The 21,486-nt window shown below is 40.8% G+C and carries 20 protein-coding genes; 1 reads left to right on the top strand and 19 read right to left on the bottom strand.

Translation table 11 applies throughout. From position 1 onward, the window contains the following. Nucleotides 1–189: 189 nt before the first annotated feature. From galE to G622_RS0100750, 3 genes are all read right to left on the bottom strand, one after another. On the bottom strand, nucleotides 190–1,206 hold the full coding sequence (gene galE, locus G622_RS0100760; protein ID WP_026509102.1) for a UDP-glucose 4-epimerase GalE: 1,017 nt from the start codon (nucleotides 1,204–1,206) through the stop codon (nucleotides 190–192). Between the two features lie 47 nt (nucleotides 1,207–1,253). Continuing rightward, on the bottom strand, nucleotides 1,254–2,480 hold the full coding sequence (locus G622_RS0100755) for a UTP--glucose-1-phosphate uridylyltransferase (protein WP_026509101.1): 1,227 nt from the start codon (nucleotides 2,478–2,480) through the stop codon (nucleotides 1,254–1,256). Nucleotides 2,481–2,864: 384 nt separating this feature from the next. Continuing rightward, nucleotides 2,865–3,440 (bottom strand): Uma2 family endonuclease, encoded by a 576-nt coding sequence (locus G622_RS0100750; RefSeq protein WP_026509100.1) that lies wholly within the window; start codon nucleotides 3,438–3,440, stop codon nucleotides 2,865–2,867. A gap of 722 nt (nucleotides 3,441–4,162) precedes the next feature. On the opposite strand from G622_RS0100750, the gene G622_RS0100745 reads away from it, so the two are divergent. Beyond that, nucleotides 4,163–4,483 (top strand): helix-turn-helix domain-containing protein, encoded by a 321-nt coding sequence (locus G622_RS0100745; RefSeq protein ID WP_026509099.1) that lies wholly within the window; start codon nucleotides 4,163–4,165, stop codon nucleotides 4,481–4,483. A 7-nt stretch (nucleotides 4,484–4,490) separates the two neighbouring features. Here the strand turns inward: G622_RS0100745 and G622_RS0100740 are convergent, their stop codons facing one another. The 16 genes from G622_RS0100740 to G622_RS0100655 all read right to left on the bottom strand — a co-directional run bounded on the left by G622_RS0100740 (nucleotide 4,491) and on the right by G622_RS0100655 (nucleotide 21,466). Further along, on the bottom strand, nucleotides 4,491–5,465 hold the full coding sequence (locus tag G622_RS0100740; RefSeq protein ID WP_026509098.1) for an NAD(P)-dependent oxidoreductase: 975 nt from the start codon (nucleotides 5,463–5,465) through the stop codon (nucleotides 4,491–4,493). A gap of 284 nt (nucleotides 5,466–5,749) precedes the next feature. Beyond that, nucleotides 5,750–7,228: an L-fucose/L-arabinose isomerase family protein gene (locus tag G622_RS0100735; protein WP_026509097.1), complete on the bottom strand. Its 1,479-nt coding sequence runs from the start codon at nucleotides 7,226–7,228 to the stop codon at nucleotides 5,750–5,752. A gap of 484 nt (nucleotides 7,229–7,712) precedes the next feature. Further along, nucleotides 7,713–8,741, bottom strand: a complete 1,029-nt coding sequence (locus G622_RS0100730) for a LacI family DNA-binding transcriptional regulator (RefSeq protein ID WP_026509096.1) — start codon at nucleotides 8,739–8,741, stop codon at nucleotides 7,713–7,715. A gap of 233 nt (nucleotides 8,742–8,974) precedes the next feature. Next, complete coding sequence (locus G622_RS0100725) at nucleotides 8,975–9,610, bottom strand: DUF4867 family protein (protein WP_026509095.1); 636 nt, start codon at nucleotides 9,608–9,610, stop codon at nucleotides 8,975–8,977. A gap of 402 nt (nucleotides 9,611–10,012) precedes the next feature. Then, nucleotides 10,013–10,414 carry an ATP synthase F1 subunit epsilon gene (gene atpC, locus G622_RS0100720; protein ID WP_026509094.1) on the bottom strand — a complete coding sequence of 134 codons (402 nt, stop codon included), beginning with the start codon at nucleotides 10,412–10,414 and terminating at the stop codon, nucleotides 10,013–10,015. Nucleotides 10,415–10,546: 132 nt separating this feature from the next. After that, nucleotides 10,547–11,944 (bottom strand): F0F1 ATP synthase subunit beta, encoded by a 1,398-nt coding sequence (atpD, locus tag G622_RS0100715; protein WP_026509093.1) that lies wholly within the window; start codon nucleotides 11,942–11,944, stop codon nucleotides 10,547–10,549. A gap of 88 nt (nucleotides 11,945–12,032) precedes the next feature. After that, nucleotides 12,033–12,890 carry an ATP synthase F1 subunit gamma gene (gene atpG / locus G622_RS0100710; protein ID WP_026509092.1) on the bottom strand — a complete coding sequence of 286 codons (858 nt, stop codon included), beginning with the start codon at nucleotides 12,888–12,890 and terminating at the stop codon, nucleotides 12,033–12,035. Between the two features lie 16 nt (nucleotides 12,891–12,906). Beyond that, nucleotides 12,907–14,430 (bottom strand): F0F1 ATP synthase subunit alpha, encoded by a 1,524-nt coding sequence (atpA, locus tag G622_RS0100705; RefSeq protein WP_026509091.1) that lies wholly within the window; start codon nucleotides 14,428–14,430, stop codon nucleotides 12,907–12,909. A 30-nt stretch (nucleotides 14,431–14,460) separates the two neighbouring features. Next, nucleotides 14,461–15,000 (bottom strand): ATP synthase F1 subunit delta, encoded by a 540-nt coding sequence (atpH, locus tag G622_RS0100700; protein ID WP_026509090.1) that lies wholly within the window; start codon nucleotides 14,998–15,000, stop codon nucleotides 14,461–14,463. Beyond that, the gene (atpF, locus tag G622_RS0100695; RefSeq protein WP_026509089.1) at nucleotides 14,997–15,500 is read right to left on the bottom strand and encodes a F0F1 ATP synthase subunit B; all 504 of its coding nucleotides are present in this window, start codon (nucleotides 15,498–15,500) and stop codon (nucleotides 14,997–14,999) included. Before atpF ends, atpH begins: the two co-directional genes overlap by 4 nt. Nucleotides 15,501–15,651: 151 nt before the next feature. Beyond that, on the bottom strand, nucleotides 15,652–15,933 hold the full coding sequence (gene atpE / locus G622_RS0100690) for an ATP synthase F0 subunit C (protein ID WP_026509088.1): 282 nt from the start codon (nucleotides 15,931–15,933) through the stop codon (nucleotides 15,652–15,654). Between the two features lie 49 nt (nucleotides 15,934–15,982). Further along, a complete protein-coding gene (locus G622_RS0100685; RefSeq protein WP_026509087.1) occupies nucleotides 15,983–16,744 on the bottom strand; it encodes a F0F1 ATP synthase subunit A in 762 nt (253 codons plus the stop codon). Further along, nucleotides 16,741–17,187 carry an ATP synthase subunit I gene (locus tag G622_RS0100680; RefSeq protein WP_026509086.1) on the bottom strand — a complete coding sequence of 149 codons (447 nt, stop codon included), beginning with the start codon at nucleotides 17,185–17,187 and terminating at the stop codon, nucleotides 16,741–16,743. The genes G622_RS0100685 and G622_RS0100680 overlap by 4 nt, the downstream gene beginning before the upstream one ends. A 156-nt stretch (nucleotides 17,188–17,343) precedes the next feature. Beyond that, nucleotides 17,344–17,622 (bottom strand): AtpZ/AtpI family protein, encoded by a 279-nt coding sequence (locus G622_RS0100675; protein ID WP_026509085.1) that lies wholly within the window; start codon nucleotides 17,620–17,622, stop codon nucleotides 17,344–17,346. Between the two features lie 693 nt (nucleotides 17,623–18,315). Then, nucleotides 18,316–20,169, bottom strand: coding sequence for a leucine-rich repeat domain-containing protein (locus G622_RS0100660; protein WP_026509084.1), 1,854 nt, complete (start codon nucleotides 20,167–20,169; stop codon nucleotides 18,316–18,318). Between the two features lie 145 nt (nucleotides 20,170–20,314). Next, nucleotides 20,315–21,466 carry an alginate O-acetyltransferase AlgX-related protein gene (locus tag G622_RS0100655; protein ID WP_026509083.1) on the bottom strand — a complete coding sequence of 384 codons (1,152 nt, stop codon included), beginning with the start codon at nucleotides 21,464–21,466 and terminating at the stop codon, nucleotides 20,315–20,317. Nucleotides 21,467–21,486: the final 20 nt, after the last annotated feature.

The raw sequence follows: 21,486 nt of genomic DNA, 5'->3' as shown, positions 1-21,486 counted from the left end.
CAAGCAATTATTACTGTTCACACCTTAATATGCTCAAAGCAACTGGATTTGCCAATTCCAGTTGCCTTCGGCAATGGGGCAAATCCAATATTCAAAGCTTCAAACATTCTCACTCTCTGAGCAGCAAGTGCGCAAAGCTGTATGAACAATAACAAGAAATTATATATGAAAAGCCTTGTGGCTCTATCCTTAGTCCTCGTAGCCGTTAGGATTCTGACTCTGCCATCTCCAGGAATCTTCACACATCTCACGAATTCCGTTCTGAGCTTTCCATCCAAGTTCCTTCTCAGCCTTATCTGCATTTGAATAGCATGTAGCTATATCCCCTGCACGTCTGGGCTGGATCTCATAAGGAATCTTAACTCCGTTAGCTTCTTCGAAATTCTTAACAATGTCAAGAACACTGTAGCCAACACCGGTTCCAAGGTTGTAGATGGACAGACCACTTCCGGGTTCAAGCTTCTTAAGAGCCTTAACGTGTCCAACAGCCAGATCAACAACATGGATGTAATCACGTACGCCTGTACCATCGGGTGTATCATAATCATTTCCAAATACATTAAGCTTGGGAAGTCTTCCAACAGCAACCTGTGTAATATAAGGCATCAGATTGTTCGGAATACCATTAGGATTCTCTCCTATTGTTCCGCTCTTATGAGCTCCGATAGGATTGAAATATCTCAAAAGCACTACGTTCCATTCAGGATCAGCATGCTGCATATCTGACAGCACCTGCTCAAGCATTGACTTTGTCCATCCATAAGGATTTGTACACTGACCCTTGGGGCATTCCTCTGTGATCGGTATAAATGCAGGATTGCCATATACTGTAGCTGATGATGAGAAAATTATGTTTTTGCAGCCATGCTGTCTCATCACGTCCACAAGAGTTAATGTTCCGCCAATATTGTTCTCATAGTACTCCCAAGGCTTCTGTACGGATTCACCTACTGCCTTAAGTCCTGCAAAATGTATAACAGAATCGATTTTCTCTTTATTGAAAATCTCCTCAAGACCTGCTCTGTCACGGATATCTGTCTTGTAAAAAGGAACCTTCTTACCGGTTATTGCTTCAACACGTCCCAAAACTTTTTCACTTGCATTGGCAAGGTTATCCATAACAACTACGTCATAGCCTGCGTTCTGAAGTTCTACAACTGTATGGCTTCCAATATAGCCTGCTCCACCTGTAACTAAAATTGCCATTTTTTCCTCCCTGTCTACTATATTCATAAGATTTCAAGATATCAAAATTACAGCTCTATACCATTCTTCTTGCAAAGTTCTCTTGCTGATTCTACAGAATCCTTACCTGTCTTATTCTTAATAGGCGCAAATTCATACTCACGAACAACCTCATAAGGAACACAGCTGTCAAGTTCATGAATCATATCAAGAACAAGCTGCTCAAATTTGCATCCGTTAGGAGTCTCAGGCTTTACAAGTTCCCCGTTTTCATCGATGTGAGGAATCTTCTTCTCAACAACGTGAAGAGGAAGCTCATTCTTAGCTATACGCTCAAGAGCCGGTACGTTGAAGAGGTAATTCAGGATTACACCATAGTTATATGCAGGCTCTCCGGCTGCATCCTTAGCATCCATCATCTCCTGTGTGAGTTCATAGTACTCTACGATAGACGGCTTGCCATCCTCAAGACACATAACACCTACACCTTCATCAGGAGCGTTCTTCTTAACAACCTTTGCACCTACCTCAGCCTTCTGCTCGATAGTAGCACCAACAAAGCAAGGATCGCAGATTCTCTGAAGCACATTATCAACAGCAAAAATGTTAACCCACTCTATTCCTTCTTCATGAAGAGTCTTATCAAGACCTGCTTTGATCATAGATGAAAACCAGCCTGCATTTCCGTTAGGAGATGTAGAGATACGGCCCTTTTCCTCCATGTATACCTTTCCTTCATAATCTGAAGCAGGAGCCATGTCCTGTTTGAAGAATGTCACCTTATCTGCCTTATATCCGAAAAAGTTCTTCTCTGTAAGGAAGTTTACAGTCTTCTCATGATTCTTCTCACTTGTCATGATGAACAGATGAATCCATGAACCTGTTGCATTAACCACATCAAGAAGGTTCTCAATAATTCTCTGGAAAATGAACACTTCCTTGGTCAATCCGATGTTGTACATACCCTTAGGATCATCTGAACCAAGTCTTGTACCCATACCTCCGGCCAACAGACAAGCTGCTACCTTACCAGCCTTGATTGCATCTGTACCGATCTGGTTGAACTCTTCTTTTCTCTTCTCGATCTCTGAAAGCTGCATACATGCAAGAGGTTCGAATTTTCCTCTCTCGGAACCATGTCCAAGATTTTTTGCATTCTTAAGTACTTCAAAATCTGTCTCATCAATCTGCTGTAAAAGCGCAGCCTTCTCAGCATCTGAAAGCTCATCATAATATTTGAGGACATGCATCTGTCCGTTTTTCTCTAATTTGCTTTTTGCTTCTTCTAATGTCATAGCGATTCTCCTTCACTAATTTACCTGTATTTCTTATCGAAACCTATTATATGATATATCACAAAACTTATAAAAACAATCTGAGGAGCCATTTTCTTTATACTTCTCATTTATTTCATTCTATTCACTGCTAAAAACGACAGTTTATATATTAGTAAATCCGGTCTAATACGGATACCGTAACCGCCTAAATAACCTGTGCTAACAGTAATCAATTCCTATCCCACTAATTGATTTTATCCCAATACAATATGTGAATAGGTTCAAATTAATTACCATTTCTTTCAATTTCATCCATTTAATACCATTTCTTTCAATTTCATCAAAAAATTAGGCCTCGAATCCTATTCATTTATCTACATCATCACTTATCAACGAACATGTTCAGTCAATGAATTTCCCGTACTCATCTGCGATACAGCCGATCTTTTCAAGATCCATCACTACTTGTCCACCAAGTAAATTCATATCCATATTCCCTACAAAGCCGTATTGCTCACAGTTGTATGAATTCCCATCATGATCGTATACCGTCAAACTTCTATTCTTAATATCTACTATCAGAAGCTTTTTCACACCTGCCCTCTCATAGCATTCCACCTTTTCATCTATCGCAGCTCTCCTCATCTCATCTGAGATTATCTCCAAAACAAAATCAGGAGCACCATATACCTCACGTTTACCAAGGATGCTCTTATCCGTAACTATCATCAGATCCGGCTGAAACATATTATAGTCATCCTGCAATATCATTACATTTACAGAGCCTTCATATATTTTGCAATCTATTCCCAGCTCGCTTATGAATTCTCCAATAAGTATATGAAAATATGAAGCCAAATCCTGATGCATCGCCCCAAGAACCGGCATCTCATAGTATCTGCCATTGATAAGTTCCACATGAATCTCCTCCGGAAGCGCATAAAAATCAAGTATGGAATATGAATTTACGACAGGCATTTTTTCTCCTTGAAAAATATCATTTAATATCATTTAATATATTATTATATTCATTGATGTCTGTTTGTAAATAGTTTTTTCATCTATCAATTAGCACACACGACTAACCTTGCCTATCGGTGGATTAGTGCAACGGGATTTACGCACCCATTAACAATCAGTGGATCAGTACAACAGAATATCATTTTCAATTAACAGTCGGTGAAACAGCGTAACGGAATTTCCTCTGCAATTAACAGTCGGTGAAATAGCACAACGGAATTTATCTGCAATTAACAATCGGTAGATTCGTAAAATGGAATTCCTGCTCCAATTAGTCAGGTGCTCTTGTGCAAATTTATATTTAAATTGAGTAGTTTCTTAATACAAAAAGGCGGAGCATAAAGCTCACGCCTACATTAATCGCATATATCGCATATGCATATCATCGTATTGTATGTGAATATTATTACCTATCACATATGCGCATTAAAATATTATACATACGATGCATATTGTACTTGCAATCACAGTCATATTAGTTTTGCACTCGTTACATATTGTGCTTGCAGTTACAATCAATTTATTTTGCATACGTGTGTATTGAGCCTACAATTTCGTTCAACAAATTTTACGCACATTGCATATTTTGGCTACGATAACACTCAATTAAATTTTGCACATTTTGCATTTTGTGCTTATAATTACACTCAATTAGCTTTTGCATATGGAGGCAATCATAATTGTTTGACGCTTTAGGACGTATCTCAGAACTTAGACAGGCACGCCGTTTATCCGTTTACAAGCTGGCCAAACTTGCAGACGTACCTCAATCAACCATCGTGACCTGGTACAACAAGAATAGATATCCCAGCATAGATAAGCTCGAATCCATCTGTAATGCATTCGGAATAACCCTTTCTGAGTTTTTCAGTGATGCCGACCAGTTAGATAATGGGAAAACCGACGCGGAACTTGCTGATCTGAACTCCAAATATTTACTGCTTACAGATTATCAAAAAGAAGCACTCATGAAAGTTATTGATGCCTTCATTCATGAGTAGCATCTGATCAAAGATTCACAATATTTCTATTCTCGCCTCTTTCATATGCAAGAATGTTTTTCTTTACTTCGTCTACACATCGTGTTCTGGCTTCAACACTAGCCCATGCCATATGCGGCGTAATAAGAAGCTTACTGCTATCCTGGATTTTTAACAGCGGATTATCCTTTCTCATGGGCTCTACACTTAGCACATCAAGCCCTGCTGCGGCAATTTCTCCATTTATCAGAGCATTCGTTAAATCCTCTTCATTTACCACAGGCCCCCTTGCCACATTGATAAGAATTGCAGTTTTCTTCATTTTTACAAGAGCATCTTTGTCTATCAGATTTCTGGTTTTATCAGACAAAGGACAATGCAGTGACAGAACATCGCTTCTTCTTAATAGTTCATCAAATGTCACCATCTCAAATGACTCATCATCTGAATTGTGAGTTGATCTTCCTGACGCAGGACAAAAGATTACTTTTGCACCAAAAGCTTCAGCGATATGTGCGACTTTTCTTCCGATGTTGCCCATTCCTATAATTCCCCAGGTAACACCTTCAAGCTCATGAAAAGGGATATCAACCTTGCTAAAATGATCCTGCGCTGCATATTCGCCACTTTTCACAAATTCATCGTAGTCTTTAAGTGATTCCATAAGATAAAAAAGAAGTGCAAACGTGTGCTGCGCCACTGAAGATGTAGAATATCCCGCTACATTTGCCACCTTGATTTCTCTTGCTGTACATGCCTTCAAATCGACATTGTCAAAACCTGTTGCAAACTCGCAAATAAGTTTTAAATCATCCGCATCATCCAAAATTGCCTGTGTGATCTTTGACTTATTTATACACAGCACCTCAACCCCTTCAAGGCGTGTTTTTGCATTTTCTTCTGTTATCTTGTCCTCATAAAAAGTTACATCTCCCAGCGTTTGAAGGCCGCTGTAGTCTATATCATTTCCTACACTGTCTATTTCTGCTGCTACTATTCTCATTGCCTTACCTCACTAATATTCCAAAATGTACCGCTTGCGGTAATACGGCTCACTTAATCTCATTGCGCACATTTTATTGCAATCCAGCCCCATTTTCAAGCACATATTATAAAAACTGCCGCACCAAAATGATGCGGCAGTTCGACAATTATTCTTGATTTAAATATCCGAAATTCAAACTAATTATTTTCGTAACCCAAACTAATTTGATTGGTGCTTTAAACTAATCTGATCCATGATTCAAACTAATTTAATCCGTAATTCAAATAAATCAATAATTCAAATTACTTGAAAGGGTTCTCTGTAGGATAAGGAAGTGATGCAGGCTGGTTGTAGCCGATTACTTCAGCACCTACATACTTGAATACCTCGAAGAGTGCCTTTCCAAAGTGACCAAACGCAACTGCACCATGGTGAGGGAAGTTGTGCTGGATCAGTACGTGACGATAGAAACGTCCCATCTCAGGAATAGCGAATACACCGATTCCACCGAATGACATAGAGTCTGTAGGAAGAACCTCACCCTGTGCAACATATGCCTTAAGGTGATTATCAGCTGTGCTCTGCAGTCTGTAGAATGTGATATCTCCAGGAACGATGTTTCCTTCAAGTGTTCCCTGTGTAACTTCTTCAGGAAGGTTTCTAGCCATGATCTTCTGATACTTCATTGTGCACTCAGTAAGCTTGCTTGAGCATGTATTTCCGCAGTGGAAGCCCATGAATGTATCTGTGTGCTTGTAATCAAACTTGCCCTTGATGCTCTGCTCGTACATATCAGCAGGTACAGAGTTGTTGATGTCAAGAAGTGTAACAACATCATTACTTACACATGTTCCGATGAACTCTGAAAGTGCACCATAGATATCAACTTCGCAGGATACCGGAATTCCACGGCCTGTAAGACGGCTATTTACATAGCAGGGAACGAAACCAAACTGTGTCTGGAATGCAGGCCAGCACTTACCAGCGATTGTAACATACTTTCTGTAACCCTTGTGCTCCTCAACCCAGTCAAGAAGTGTAAGCTCATACTGAGCAAGCTTCTTAAGAATTTCAGGCTTCTTGTTGCCCTTGCCAAGTTCCTTTTCCATATCAGCAACAACTTCAGGAATTCTCTCATCATCAGCATGCTTGTTGAATGCTTCGAAAAGATCAAGCTCTGAGTTCTCTTCAATTTCAACACCGAGGTTGTAAAGCTGCTGAATAGGAGCGTTACAAGCAAGGAAGTTAAGCGGACGAGGACCGAAAGAAATAATCTTAAGATCTGAAAGTCCAACAAGTGCTCTTGCGATCGGAACGAACTCGTTGATCATCTTAGCGCACTCATCAGCTGTTCCTACAGGATACTCAGGAATATAAGCCTTAACACCACGAAGCTTTAAGTTGTAGCTTGCGTTAAGCATTCCGCAATAAGCATCGCCTCTGCCGTCCTGAAGGTCACTCTGTGACTCCTCTGCAGCTGCGCAGAACATTACAGGACCATCGAAGTGCTTAGCAAGAAGTGTCTCTGAAATCTCAGGACCAAAGTTACCAAGATATACGCAAAGAGCGTTGCAGCCCTCTTTCTTAATGTCCTCAAGTGCCTCTACCATCTGAGTCTCGCTCTCGATGATACATACAGGGCACTCATATACGTCTACATCGTTGTAAAGCTTCTTGTAGCTCTCAACTAATGCCTTTCTACGATTGATTGCAAGTGATGCCGGGAAACAGTCACGGCTGACTGCTACCAGACCGATTTTAACCTGGGGAATGTTATTCATTTTATGTCCTCCTACCCTTAAAAATAAATATTATTGCTATGCAGTTTTACAAAAACTGCGAAAAATGAACATGCCTGTAAATGATATTTACTATCATTTTTCATATATAAACATGGATGTTTTGAAATGTGTGTACGTTCACACATCAAATAAATCATAAGTTTTGAAGGTTATTTTGTCAACACGACATATTTCACAGAAATAAGTGTATAATTCTGTTCACAATGTCGCCCGTTCTTCATTTCAGCGGCTCTCTAAAACGTTCCTATGTCCGACAAAGACAGTTGCTTTCTGTTTTCCTACTTTGCCCGCAAGAAGACAAAACTTCACTCTACATATATGCTGAATTCTGTATAAAAACTACCGCTTTCTGCTTTCTCTTTTGCCCGCAAGAAGTCAAAATCCACTCTGCATATATGCTGAATTCCGTATAAAAGACTACATACTTCTGCCTTTATGTGTACGTTGAATACTGCACAAAAGACTACAGATTCTGCTCAATATGTATGCTAAGCTCTGTGTAATTCACCTTTTTAGGAACTGTGCCATATGCCAGATAGTTAAATAATATCTCCAGTGAAAGCTTGCCCTGCTTTTCAGGCTCCTGGCATATTGTTGCTGTAATGAGTCCCTTGTGGAACATCTCATACTGCACTGCCACCAGATCGTTAGTGATTATTCTTATCCTGTGATCAGTGTCCTCAGCGGCTATAAGCCTGCATATATCGTAATCTCTTGGATTTATAACATACACCACATTGGTCTCCGGATATTTCACAAACATCTCTCTTACAGAGCGCTTGTTTTCTTCGCGATCAAGGGATATGCTCCATTTTCCAAGAAGCTCCATGTCAGGATATCTTGAGCTCATCTCATTAGAAAAGCCTCTGATACGCTCGGTTGCACTTTCTTTTATGCTGTCATACTCAGTAAAAAAACAGATTTTCGCATTCTCACCGCCTGCCATTGCAGACAGACCGGCAGCCAGCCTTCCGGAAGCTATATAGTCACACCCTACGTATGCAAGATGTTCCACACCGTCAAGCCTGCTGTTATAGAAAACCAGCGGCATATCCCGCTTTTTACTCTCAGCTATGATCAGATCATTTATTGGTGACACTGTACCTGTAATGCAGGCACCGTCGTATTCGCCAACACTTTTTTTCAATGTATCGATGAGCTTCTTCTCTTCAGCTTCACTGTCAGGGTATTCTAAAATATCCGTAGTTGCTGCGTATGCTTCCAGCGATTTTGCCTTCTTTTCAGCGCTCTCACGAACCGGTATGAAAAAGGGACTATATTGTGTCTTTGGTATCATAAAAAGAAACTTCAGTTTCTTCTTTCTGACAGCAAGTCCCTGTGCCACACGGTTTGGCTCATAATGCAGTTCTTCACAGGCTTTTTCAACACGTTCTCTTGTCTCAGCCTTAACATAGCCGCGATTGTGCAGAACGCGGTCCACCGTTCCGATGGACACGCCCGCAAGTTCAGCTATCTCGTTAATTGTTGCCATTTTTACCCCTCATCTGTCATTTAGTGACAACCTTCATTAAAATAATGTAATGGTCAAAAGTAAATCTTGCCCCTTACTTATGTACTAATTGCTCCATTTCTACGAAGCTTTCGCAGTTTTAGAACATTCGGAATCCGCTAATATTATTTCATATCGTCAAAAACTCATTCTTCAATGCTTAAAAACAAAGCAATATAGTAACATTAAAAAGGTTGATGTTTTACAATCTAAGATCAGATGAGTCCTGCAATATCGATGTTCTCGCCTGTAATTCCTTCATAAGCACCATCAGCGATCTCTGAAGCATCCTTGTGTGCAAGAAGCCACTTGTTTGTAGCAAAAAGTGTTCTGTCATCAAGGTTTTTACCTGCTGTCTCTGTGGTTCCTACATTTGTTCCCTTGGGAAGAGCAATAAGAACCTTGAAGCCCTTAGCTGCATCTGCATGGCAAGGTGCATAGTGAAGTGTTGAAGCATAAACCTCTACAAGCACACCCTTAGGGCATTTGAAAGCTACAACCTTTGATGAATCAAGCTTGCCATCCTCGATATCACTAAGCTTTGCAAGAAGAAGAATGAAATCCTCTGTACCAAGATTGAACTCACTGTCTCTGTGATACTCCATGCAGTTCATCTTTGTGTTGTGACCATTGCAGTAGCCAAACTGGAAAGGCATACCGCCAAAAAGGCTTGTGCCAAGATCCTTGGTGTCTGCTGTAGCCATAAGATTAGCATCCTCAGCTACATAAACAACATCATCCGGACAAGGTGTGTCATTCTCAAGTGTCTTAAGGATTTCTGCAACACTGTAGCCCTCAACAACTCTGCCGTACTCTTTGAATTCTTTGTCTGTTACACTTTTGATTACCATTTTTCCTACCCCTTTTCTTAATATATTGTAATTTTGTGTGTTATTTGTATTATTCTGTTAACGTACACACATTATAGGTTAATCCGCACATTTCTACAATTATTGTTTTTCTACAAATATTTCAGATAGAATTTATACAAAGATAACAAGGGAGCTGACGCACTGACATTTTGCGACAACTCCCTTCATCTTTCAGCTGATCTTGATTTGTTTATACAGCATTTGTTTATGCTGCTTCCTTGTTTAACATTGTAAATCATCCCTGTATCCGTCAGAAGCAATAAGAACCTTTAGAGATTCCATTCATACTCCCTGTTTCTTATTTAAAAAGCGCCGCAGCAAGCCGTATAGGCAAGCCACAGCGCCCAATATATGTTTATGTATATTCCTGAATTATTTTTTTCACTGAGCGGAACCAATTCGCACAAGTGCACGATAAAGCTTGGCTTCGGCGCGCACTCTTGCTTCCTTGGTAAGCTGAGCATCCTTCAAGGCTTCCTCAGCTCTCGCTTTAGCTGAACGCGCACGTTCCACATCTATCTCGTCGCTCCACAACCAGTTTGTAGGAAGTATTCGGACTTCACCATCCATGACAGAGAGCATACCGCCTATGCAGGCTGCCTTTCTCTCTTTTCCGTCAGCAAAGGTTACATGAGCAGTTCCCATTCCGATTCCGGTACAATAATTGGTGTGGCGAGCCAAAATCTCAACATCACCGTCTATTGTACGAATAAGAACCTTCTCAACTTCGCCCTCATATTCCAATCCATCCAGGGATACGACCTGTAAATGATATGTTGCCATATTGTTAAATCCTCATCTGTTTGCTTTCCATCCGCCTTCACTTTTTAAGAAAGGCTTAGCTATTCTACACCACGCGGAAGAAAAATCTCATAAGTAAATTAGCTATTCGGGAAGCAAAATCTCTCAAGTATATTAGCTATTCTTCTTTGCCTTCTCGAACACTTCATCAATTGTTCCGACCAACAGGAATGCTGACTCAGGAAGGTCGTCACACTCGCCGTTAAGGATCATCTTAAATCCGCGAATGGTCTCCTTCAGAGGTACGTATTTACCCGGAAGTCCTGTGAACTGCTCAGCAACTGAGAAGCTCTGTGACAGGAAGTTCTGAACCTTACGTGCTCTGAATACTGTTTGTTTATCTTCATCGGAGAGCTCATCCATACCCATGATAGCGATGATGTCCTGCAGCTCACGATATCTCTGAAGCACCTGCTGTACTCCCTTTGCCACTTCGTAGTGTTCCTTACCAACTACGTCGGGTGAAAGGATACGGCTTGTGGAATCCAGAGGATCAACTGCCGGATAAATACCCTTTGATGCAATATCACGGGAAAGAACGGTGGTTGCATCCAAGTGTGTGAATGTAGTTGCAGGTGCAGGGTCAGTCAAGTCATCGGCAGGCACGTAAACGGCCTGAACTGATGTGATTGAACCCTTCTTTGTAGAAGTGATACGCTCCTGCAGAGCACCCATTTCTGTAGCCAGTGTCGGCTGATAACCAACGGCTGAAGGCATACGTCCAAGAAGCGCTGAAACCTCTGAACCTGCCTGAGTGAAACGGAAGATATTATCAATGAAAAGAAGCACATCCTGATTCTTAACATCACGATAATACTCTGCCATTGTAAGTCCTGAAAGAGCAACTCTCATACGTGCTCCCGGGGGCTCATTCATCTGTCCGTAAACCAGCGCAGTCTTGTTAATAACTCCGCTTTCTTTCATTTCACCGTAAAGGTCATTTCCTTCACGGGTACGCTCTCCAACACCGGTGAATACTGAGATACCACCATGTGCCTTCGCAACGTTATTGATAAGTTCCATGATAAGGACTGTTTTACCAACTCCCGCACCACCGAACAAACCGATCTTACCACCCTTAGCGTAAGGGCAGATAAGGTCAACTACCTTAATTCCTGTTTCAAAAATCTCAGTAGCAGGAACCTGATCTTCAAATGACGGAGCAGGTCTGTGAATAGGCCATCTCTCTTGTGTTGTGGGCGCAGGCTGATTATCAACCGGCTCACCAAGAAGATTGAAAATTCTTCCCAGACACTCGTCACCTACAGGAACTGAGATGGGAGCAGCTGTATCTACCGCATCGATTCCACGAACAAGACCATCCGTGGAACTCATCGCAATACAACGAACTACATCATCACCGATCTGCTGTGCAACCTCTGCCACAAGAGTGGAATCTCCATTCTTGATTTCAATAGCGCTATGCAGATCCGGCAGTTCACCCTCACCAAAACGAATGTCAAGGACAGGTCCTGTTACCTGTATTACCTTTCCAATATGTTTTTCACTCATTGTGAGTTTTCTCCTTTAAGTAAGTATCCAATAAGGTTATTCCAAGTTGCGATACATCTTTTGACTATCGCAAAAACATAAACCTCTTTTATGGCTCTTCTGCACCGGCAACAATCTCCGTAATTTCCTGAGTAATGCTTGCCTGACGTGCTCTGTTATAGTACAGACTTAATGTTTCAATCATTTCTTCTGCGTTGTCGGTAGCAGCTTCCATCGCAGTTCTTCTTGCTGCAAGTTCACTTGCAACCGAGATATTGATACTGGTGTAAAGCACTCCCGCCAAATACTCCGGAACAACTGTATTGAAAACAGTCTCGCTGTCCGGTTCATACAGAATAAGCGATTTAGACTTTTTAGCTTCCTCGTCCTCTATTGCCATATCTGACAACGGAAGAATAGGGCTGGCCGTCGGAACCTGTGACATCATAGATACAAAATCTGTATAACACAGGAAAATATGTCCGAATTTTCCTTCTTTGTAAGCTTCACAAAGAATCTTTGCAACCGAGAAGCACTCAGATATTGTAACCTTTGCCACCTCTGCAAATTCCTCTGTGAAAATCGGAACATTTCTGTGTTTAAAGTATTCTACAGATTTCTTTCCTATCGGAAATACCTCTATATCACGGCCCTTTGTCTCGCTCTCCATGAACTTAAACAGGTTGGAGTTATATCCTCCTGCAAGTCCTCTGTCACCGGCGATTACAACATATAACCATTTATCATTTTTGCCTGCCTTGGTATAAGGGGACTGAAAATCATGGTTTTCTCTGGCGATATCCTGTAATGTTGCAAGAAGTGTTCCAAGATAGGGCTTGGAGTTGTCTGCCTTCTCCTTTGCCTTTCTCAGCTTACTTGCGGCAACCAGCTGCATCGCCTTTGTAATCTGCATGGTACTCTGTACGCTTTTTATCCGGAGCTTCACAGCTTTCATATTAGCAGCCATGTTTTATCCTCCGTTATCACTTTTTACCGGCTAAAAACTTATCGGTATATGCCTTGAGTACATTCTTCATCTTCTCTTCTGTATCTGCCTCAAGTTTTCCTGTTTCGCGGATAGTCTTCATAACATCGCTTCCATCAGGATTTGTGTCAAGATACTCGAAAAGTCCTGCCTCGTACTCTGCAATATCTGTAACAGCAACCTCTGTCAGTACATTGTTGATAACTGCGTACAGGATAGCAACCTGCTTTTCTACAGCAACCGGTGAGCTCTTGTCCTGTTTAAGAACTTCAACAATTCTTTCACCCTGTGCAAGACGACTCTTGGTGTCTTCATCAAGGTCTGAACCGAACTGAGCAAAGCTCTGCAGCTCACGATACTGTGAATAAATCAGCTTAAGTGTACCTGCAACCTTCTTCATGGCCTTGATCTGAGCATTACCACCAACTCTGGAAACTGAGATACCAGGGTTAACAGCCGGCATGATTCCTGAATGGAAAAGCTCTGTCTCAAGGAATATCTGTCCATCAGTGATGGAGATAACGTTTGTAGGAATGTATGCAGATACGTCACCTGCCTGAGTCTCGATGATAGGAAGAGCAGTAAGTGAACCGCCTCCGTTTTCATCAGAAAGCTTAGCAGCTCTCTCAAGGAGTCTTGAATGCAGGTAGAATACGTCACCGGGATAAGCTTCACGTCCCGGAGGTCTGCGAATAAGAAGTGAAAGTGCACGATAAGCAACAGCGTGCTTGGAAAGGTCATCATAGATAACCAGTACGTGCTTACCCTTATTCATGAAATACTCACCCATGGTGCAACCTGTATAAGGTGCGATGTACTGCAGCGGGCTGGGCTCTGAAGCCGTAGCTGCTACAACTATGGAGTATTCCATAGCTCCTGCGTTCTGCAGTTCTGCCACAAGTGATGTTACTGTTGATCTCTTCTGACCAATTGCAACATAGATACAAATAACATCCTTACCCTTCTGGTTGATGATAGTATCGATGGCAATTGTGGTCTTACCTGTCTGACGGTCACCGATAATCAGCTCACGCTGTCCACGTCCGATAGGGATCATGGAGTCGATGGCCTTGATACCTGTCTGCAAAGGCTCTTTAACGGGCTGTCTTTCAATGATGCCCGGTGCCTTGATCTCAACAGGTCTGTAATCATCCGATTCAATAGGGCCTGCGCCATCAATCGGCTGTCCAATAGCGTTTACAACACGTCCAATCATTGCATCGCCTACCGGAACAGAAACTACTCGTCCGGTGCGCTTAACGGTCTGTCCTTCACTGATTCCAACATCTTCTCCGAACAGAACCGCGGATACTACTGTTTCTTCGAGGTTCTGAGCCATTCCGAATGTGCCGTTCTCAAACTCTAAGAGCTCACCTGACATACAATTCAAAAGTCCGCTAACTCTGGATATACCGTCACCAACGGTTAAAACTGTACCGGTCTCATTCTGAATGATCGCATTTTGATAGTTTTTGATCTGGCTTCGAATCACCTCGGATATTTTTTCTGGTTTTAATTCCATTCTAAAAGCCTCCGTGGGTTTTATTCTTTCTTATAGGACTGTCTCGTCAACCTTTTTGCGGAGTTCATCTAGGCGCCCCTGAACAGTTCCGTCATAGAGCTTACCTTCGATCTCCACCCGGATACCTCCGAGAACAGCTTCATCGGTTTTCTGTGTAAGCAGAATCTTCTTTCCACTGATGGATTCAAGTTTTGACTTAAGAGCACTTACCTGTGACTCATTTAGTGCTATAGCACTTGTCACTATAGCTTCTGCTATGCCGTGATCCTTGTTATAGCTGCTCCTGAACCTCTTTTCACATGCTGAAAATTGTCTTAGTAATCCTCTTTCAATGAGGATCTTTATAAAATTCAGCAGATAGGGCTGAAGCTGTCCGTCAAATGCTTCATCAACCAGTTTTAATCTCTCTTTTTTAGGAATCGAGGGTTCCGACAAAAGAGTTACATAATCCGGATTCTCCTTTAATATCTCTTTTACCGACTCCATCTGACTTAAGATTTCATCCGTAAGGTTTTCCGAAAGCGCCAGATCATACAGACTCTGTCCGTATAAATCTCCAGCCTTGGTCATGACGCCTCCCCTACATTGTTAATGAATTCATCAATAAGTTTCTTATGATCGTTCTCGTTGATTTCTTTCTCCACGACTTTTCCTGCAATATCCATTGCAAGTCCGCCGATGGTATCCTTAGCCTCATTGATGGCTTTCTTTTTCTCCTGCTCGATATCAGCTTCTGCTCTCTCAATGATACCCTTAGCCTGCTTTTCAGCATCCTTAACGATGTTGTCAGCCTTGCCCTGAGCTTCCTTCTGAGCATTTGCAACGATTTCTGCTGCCTGTGATTGTGCAGAAGAAAGGCTGGTTTCATATTCCTTCTTCATTGCATCAGCTTTTTCTTTAGCTTCTCTGGCTCCCTTAATTTCATTCTCAGTGAGCTGTCTTCTCTTTTCAATTACCTCATTTATAGGCTTGAAAAGGAATTTCTTTATGAGCCAAAGCTGAATGAAGAGGTTGCATATCTGTGCTATGAACGTCCACGGAACGATTGTAACTAGATCCTGTGTGCCCATTCGTGTACCTCCTAATTAAATAAATCGGGGCTGCAAGTTCCATAAGGTTTTGCTTAGCCTTATAAAAAGAACTCGAACGGCTCGCACATGCCTGTGATCACAAGGCAGGTGTTTCGCCCAATTAAAATCACATGTTCACGATTTTAATATCTTAATTCAGATAGTTCATGAATGTGCCAGGTGCTACGAAAATCAGAAGAAGACCTGTAACGAAACCATAGATACCGGTTGTCTCTGCGATAGCGCAACCAAGAAGCATGGTACTTGTTACGTCACCCTTACACTCAGGCTGGCGTCCGATTGCCTCAAGAGCCTTTGAAACGGCATTTCCTTCACCAATACCAGGGCCGATACCGGCGATCAGTGCACATCCTGCACCGATACCACATCCTGCAAGTGCAATACCTTTTGCTAACATCTGAAAATCACTCATGTTGAAATCCTCCTAGGTTTATTGTTTGTATATGAAATTTTAAATTTTTTTATCCCTCTGCTGCATTTGCTATATACATTATTGTCAGCATTGAGAAAATAAACGCTTGCATGCATCCTGTAAACCAGTCGAAATATACGCCCAGAATAGCCGGAAGACCTACGCTCAGGATTGGGATATTTGAAAGCACATCACCCACGACGCCCGGTATAAGTCCAAATAATGCGGAAGACGCAATTGCAAGTGCCGCGTAAATCAGTCCGTCGATAACAATTCCTGAAAGGATATTACCGAAATGACGGCAAGCCATACTTACAGGCGTTGCCAGCTCAGACAGAATATTAAACGGTGTCATAACTGCAATCGGCGTTGTGAAGCTCTTGAGATAACCCAGGAAACCTCCCGCTTTAATCTTGCATGCAGTAATGATTATGAAAACAACAATAGCCCATGCTGCTTCTGTTGAAAGATCAGCCGTGGGACTTCTCAGACCCACAAGGCATATCAGATTCGATACAATACTTGTGGCAAATATTGCTGATACCAGCGGAATCAGCCAGTCAAACTTTGTACCACCGGTATTACTTCGAACCAGATTGTGAGCTGCTTCAACTATCATCTCTGCAACCGCCTGGCGCTTTGAAATATTCTCGACCTGAAGGTTTCTCGTCAGGAAGATACACAGCAGCGTTATGATTGCCATTACGATCCAGCTGACCACCAGTGTCTCTGTGATATTGAAATCACCAAGAACCGGAATACCAGTGTGGATACTGTAATAGATTTTACTGCCGGCTACTTCAAAGTTCATACTTTAGTATCACCTTCCTTTCCTCGCAGAAAAATCCCGCGAAATTTTATTAGAATACTCGGAATAAAAAGAGGAATTACGCCGGTAACAAGATTAATTGCCGGCACGAAGATAGCAAGTACTACCCACAGCAGTTGAAGTAATGTCCTATATCTAAGACTTACTGCCATAGTACTTCTCGCCCTGTCTGTCTCCTCTTCGCTCATCCCTGTGATCTTCTGGACCGTGAGTCCCATCCAAAAAAAGTTCCCCACAGCAGCAACAGTGCCGCCAATAGCCCCCAGGAAGATCGTATAATCAAAAGGTACCGAATAGCCAAAAGGAGCATCCTTTGGTACCACTTGATGCAAAACAAAAAACAATACTATAACCAAGACACTCGCCAATGCTGTCCCCACAGCAATGAACGTAGTCTCTTTCTTAACTGCGTCCTGAACCACCATAACTTTTTTCTCCGTCACTCCCTATTTTCAATCCGCACTCTCTATTGCCCTGTGATTGAAAACATAGTTTTTTATTATATCGATATAACTTTTCAACCGATAACAAGGATAATTACGTAGGACGTGTCCTTCCATCTGTCCCACGGCAATTACCTTTTAAATATGCTTATTAAAATTAACTTCGTTCTCGGAACGTTTCTTTTTCTCGTTCTTTTTATTTACCTCAAGGTAAACTTTATAGGCTGTCATCATTGAACCACCCAGTCCAAAAAAGAAACCTATAATGTAAACCCATCCGCCGACGCCAAGCTTGGTTGTCAGCATATAGCACGCAAAAATACAGATGAGAAGCGGAGTTACTAAAGATAGTCCAAGCTGTCCCACCATCGCGAATTGAGTCATTAATTTAGAAAAATCAGTTGTCTTCTTGATCATCTGTTCCTTCGTGAAATTCTTTTGATATCTCAGAATCTACGACTTCCAAAGCCCATAATAGAAAAAGCATCTGGAAATCCAAAAATATTGATCACCGGTTCTGAATAATCAATTATCATCTTGAATTTTAATTGATTTTTTATGTATTATCTTCTCATTTCAGAATATTTTTTCAATCACGAAATTTCGCAATATATATTTCAATAATACAAGCATTTATCAGAAAAAACAATGATTTATCCTTGTTTTTACAAACATTTAACTTTTAAAAACATCATTGCTAGACACAAATCTTAATTGAAACTCAAAGAGCTGGAAATTTATTGACTGTTGCTCATAGCTGCCGCTCGGACTTGCTTGAGTGGGCTGCGCATTTGTGGAAGTCCTCTTTTCGCAGCTCATATTGCTAGAATTGTGCTGCGCATTTCAGAAAGTCCTCTTTCGCAGCTCTTATTGCCAGAATTGGGCTGCGTATTTCTGAAAGTCCTCTTTTCGCAGCTCATATTGCTAGAATTGTGCTGCGCATTTCAGAAAGTCCTCTTTTCGCAGCTCTTATTGCCAGAATTGGGCTGCGTATTTCTGAAAGTCCTCTTTTCGCAGCTCTTATCCACATAAATAAGCTGTGAAATAGGAGATATCCCCATTTCACAGCTTTCACTTTAGTACAAATCCATTTTTATTGATTTGAAATACTTACTTATTTTTAGACAATTTCTTATAGGTAACGGTCTTTGGCGCACCTGCCTTTTTAAACTTTTTCTTGTATGATTTCAGTTTTTTCGAAGGAAGTGTGTACTCACTCTTCTTAGATGTTCCCTTAAAAGCCTTTGATCCGATCTTTTTAATCTTGCTAGACTTTATTGTAATCTTACCAAGCTTTTTGCACTTATAAAATGCCTTAGAGCCAATAGTCTGAATGCCACTTCCAATCGTAAGAGTTGTCAGCTTTTTACATCCTTTGAAAGCTTCATCTTCAATAGTAGTGAGTTTATCTCCTATTTTTACAGTTTCAAGTGCAGTACAATCGCTAAAAGCCCTGGCTCCGATTGTCTGTACCTCTTCTTCTATAGTTACTGTCTTAAGAAGTTTGCAATCGGAAAAGGCGCCATCTCCAATGGCTGTTACGGTATAATCCTTCCTCCCAACTTTTATAGTCTTGGGAACTTTATAACTGGTAATATCTGCGTTATCTACATGTGTTAATGTTACTTCGCCTCTTTGTTCAGTAGTTGAAAATGATACATTCTTATACTCTACTGTCATATCCACTTTTGTTTCAGGATCAACATTAAATGAATTTGCAATCGCATAATCTTCACCTGCTGAATCAGTAAAACATTTTATACCAAACCCTGGAATTGGTCGCATACCAGCTTTACTTTCATAATAGCCAAAAGCATTAGCCCCGATTGATTCAACAGAATAAGGTATTGATACTTCTCTCATTATCGGAATATCATAAAAAGCATATGGACCTATAGTTTTCAATCCTTCCGTAAATGTCACAGGTGTAACATCTGCAGGTCTTCTTTGAAAATCAAACTCATATTCTTCTCCATAAACCCTATAAGCAAATGCATAAGAATCTATGGTCTTTACATTTTCTGGTATAGCCACATCACGTAAGACTATACAATGAGCAAATGCTCTACTGCTAATTCTGGATATTCCGGTAGGAATATGCACAGTCTCAATCTTTATGCAATATTCAAATGCACTATTACCTATCGTTGTAACAGTATCAGGTAGATCTATATTGATACCAGCATGAGCACCCCCGCCTGTGATTACAACATTTTCAAGATTACTACAATTGAAGAACACTCTATTTGATAAAGTTTGTAAGCCATTTGGGATACTTACCGTTTTCAAACTTGTACATTTTTCGAAACATCCAGATGGTATTTCTGTAATTCTACTTGGAATAACAATTTTTTCCAATGAAGTACACTCGTAAAAACAATTTGTTCCAATAGACGTTAAGCCTGAAGGTAATGAAACAATTGCTAATGCTTTACAACTGCGAAATGCATTATTTCCAATTATAAAATCTTTCCCTGAATCATTTATAAACTTAATTGTTGTTATTTCCGAGTTAGCATTGAACGCATTATCTCCAATAGCGTTTATACTATCGTTAATTGCCAAACTTTTAAAGCTACAATTATGTACTTCTTTATCAAATTTAGTTGCTTTAAGGATGCTTTTTGCTTTAGAAAAATTATTATTTGACTTTGCAAACGCTTCTTGTCCTATCGCCCTAACCGGAAAACTTCTTCTATGATTATCCATCCACACTAGAGTAGGTGTCTGTATAGACGTATCTGTACCAAGGTAAGCGATTATCACTGCTTCATCCGCTTTTATCTGAAACAGCCAATCATCTGTACATACCAGAGGAAAACCATCGAGATCATATCCCCTGTACGCATTTATTTCTTCCACTTCAACAACATTCGCAGCTGCTTCTATCCTGAATACACATAAGCACATCATAAAAACTATTACAGTTGCCATTGCTCTTATTATTCTGCTTACTTTACTCATATATCTTCCCTCATAAAAAACATACAAAGCCGTATACTTCGACCTGATAGTACCGGTATGTTAATCAAGCAAAAATTATAGCAATAATCAATTTTATAATATCTAATGTGTATTAATTACTGGTAAAACCTGCATTAAATAACTATTAAAATGACTTCTTCGAAATCTTTTTGGCTGCCTTATGAACCTTATCATAGGCTGCATAACGCTCTACCATCTCGAAGATTACAATGTCGGGATCATAGCACTCAACCCAGGAGTCAAATTTCTTCCCAAGGTCGTTCCAGACAACAAGTGTCTCGCCGAAGCTTTCTGCAAAATCTTCTTTCAGAAAATTGACTATGAAGCTGTTTCCAACAATCATGACCTTGCAGTCATTACCTGCGTTGTCATTAACAAAATGATAGGTTTTTAGCCCCTCAAATTCTTCGTGCTCTTCGTCGTAGTCTTCATCCATAACCGCATGGGTGGCTTTTCTTTTGAAATCCTCAGAGATATTTTCTCTTCTTACACCACCATAGAAGCTCATACCCTGGTCGGTCATGGTTATATCAAAATCAGGCTCAGTAAGGATTGAGAACTTGTCCGTCCTGTTCTCATTTAGCTTTTCCATGACCTTGGTGTATCCGATAAATGCACCTCTCTGTGTCCAATGCACCGGATCGCCGTATTTACTGTATACCTCGTAATTACCCTTGTTGGTAATAAAGTCTTCCTTAAGAGAAATCACAGGCACATCGGTCCTCGTCTCAAGGGTCTCCAAAAACTGATCTGTCCTTGAATAATCCCCGTACTGATTAACACTTGTAGGAAAATATTCAGGATAAATAGTCTGCTTATCCCAGCACTGCATGTAGTAAAATTCGCAGTCCCTATCCTTTAAATAATCAGATACAGTCTGAAAATCCCAGGCAATTCTATCAAGTTCCTCATCACTAAAGAGATTGAAATGCTGATAGGTCTCCACCATGTCATTCTCTATGATATTGAACTCTCCATCAGGTCCAAGTCTGTACCTCTTGCCGTTTTCCATTCTGCCAAACACATGATATTGCATTAGCGCATTTAGTGATATTATCTGATCTCTAAAGCCCAGTCTGTCATTCAAGTAATTCTCTATATCAGTCGGAAGCTCCTTGTTAAAGCCGCCATCCTTTCTCAGCTTCGGGAATCCGGACAATGTTCTGTTTTCCTGCTCAGATATGGCATTCTCATCTCTATTGATAAAAATAAGCGGTAGCAGAAGCATTATGGCAAATCCACAAATATATATCTTTTTTAAAATCTTACTACTCATAATTATTTATATACTCCATA

Source organism: Butyrivibrio sp. LC3010 (genome assembly GCF_000424385.1).
Lineage (GTDB): Bacteria > Bacillota > Clostridia > Lachnospirales > Lachnospiraceae > Butyrivibrio.
Note: the sequence above shows the minus strand (reverse complement) of the source record. Positions and strands in the feature narration are given on the sequence as shown.

Coding starts and splice junctions, on each gene's coding strand:
- galE (WP_026509102.1), bottom strand. CDS start 1,206: ATGGCAATTTTAGTTACAGGTGGAGCAGGCTATATTGGAAGCCATACA.
- G622_RS0100755 (WP_026509101.1), bottom strand. CDS start 2,480: ATGACATTAGAAGAAGCAAAAAGCAAATTAGAGAAAAACGGACAGATG.
- G622_RS0100750 (WP_026509100.1), bottom strand. CDS start 3,440: ATGCCTGTCGTAAATTCATATTCCATACTTGATTTTTATGCGCTTCCG.
- G622_RS0100740 (WP_026509098.1), bottom strand. CDS start 5,465: ATGAGAATAGTAGCAGCAGAAATAGACAGTGTAGGAAATGATATAGAC.
- G622_RS0100735 (WP_026509097.1), bottom strand. CDS start 7,228: ATGAATAACATTCCCCAGGTTAAAATCGGTCTGGTAGCAGTCAGCCGT.
- G622_RS0100730 (WP_026509096.1), bottom strand. CDS start 8,741: ATGGCAACAATTAACGAGATAGCTGAACTTGCGGGCGTGTCCATCGGA.
- G622_RS0100725 (WP_026509095.1), bottom strand. CDS start 9,610: ATGGTAATCAAAAGTGTAACAGACAAAGAATTCAAAGAGTACGGCAGA.
- atpC (WP_026509094.1), bottom strand. CDS start 10,414: ATGGCAACATATCATTTACAGGTCGTATCCCTGGATGGATTGGAATAT.
- atpD (WP_026509093.1), bottom strand. CDS start 11,944: ATGAGTGAAAAACATATTGGAAAGGTAATACAGGTAACAGGACCTGTC.
- atpG (WP_026509092.1), bottom strand. CDS start 12,890: ATGGCTGCTAATATGAAAGCTGTGAAGCTCCGGATAAAAAGCGTACAG.
- atpA (WP_026509091.1), bottom strand. CDS start 14,430: ATGGAATTAAAACCAGAAAAAATATCCGAGGTGATTCGAAGCCAGATC.
- atpH (WP_026509090.1), bottom strand. CDS start 15,000: ATGACCAAGGCTGGAGATTTATACGGACAGAGTCTGTATGATCTGGCG.
- atpF (WP_026509089.1), bottom strand. CDS start 15,500: ATGGGCACACAGGATCTAGTTACAATCGTTCCGTGGACGTTCATAGCA.
- atpE (WP_026509088.1), bottom strand. CDS start 15,933: ATGAGTGATTTTCAGATGTTAGCAAAAGGTATTGCACTTGCAGGATGT.
- G622_RS0100685 (WP_026509087.1), bottom strand. CDS start 16,744: ATGAACTTTGAAGTAGCCGGCAGTAAAATCTATTACAGTATCCACACT.
- G622_RS0100680 (WP_026509086.1), bottom strand. CDS start 17,187: ATGGTGGTTCAGGACGCAGTTAAGAAAGAGACTACGTTCATTGCTGTG.
- G622_RS0100675 (WP_026509085.1), bottom strand. CDS start 17,622: ATGATCAAGAAGACAACTGATTTTTCTAAATTAATGACTCAATTCGCG.
- G622_RS0100660 (WP_026509084.1), bottom strand. CDS start 20,169: ATGAGTAAAGTAAGCAGAATAATAAGAGCAATGGCAACTGTAATAGTT.
- G622_RS0100655 (WP_026509083.1), bottom strand. CDS start 21,466: ATGAGTAGTAAGATTTTAAAAAAGATATATATTTGTGGATTTGCCATA.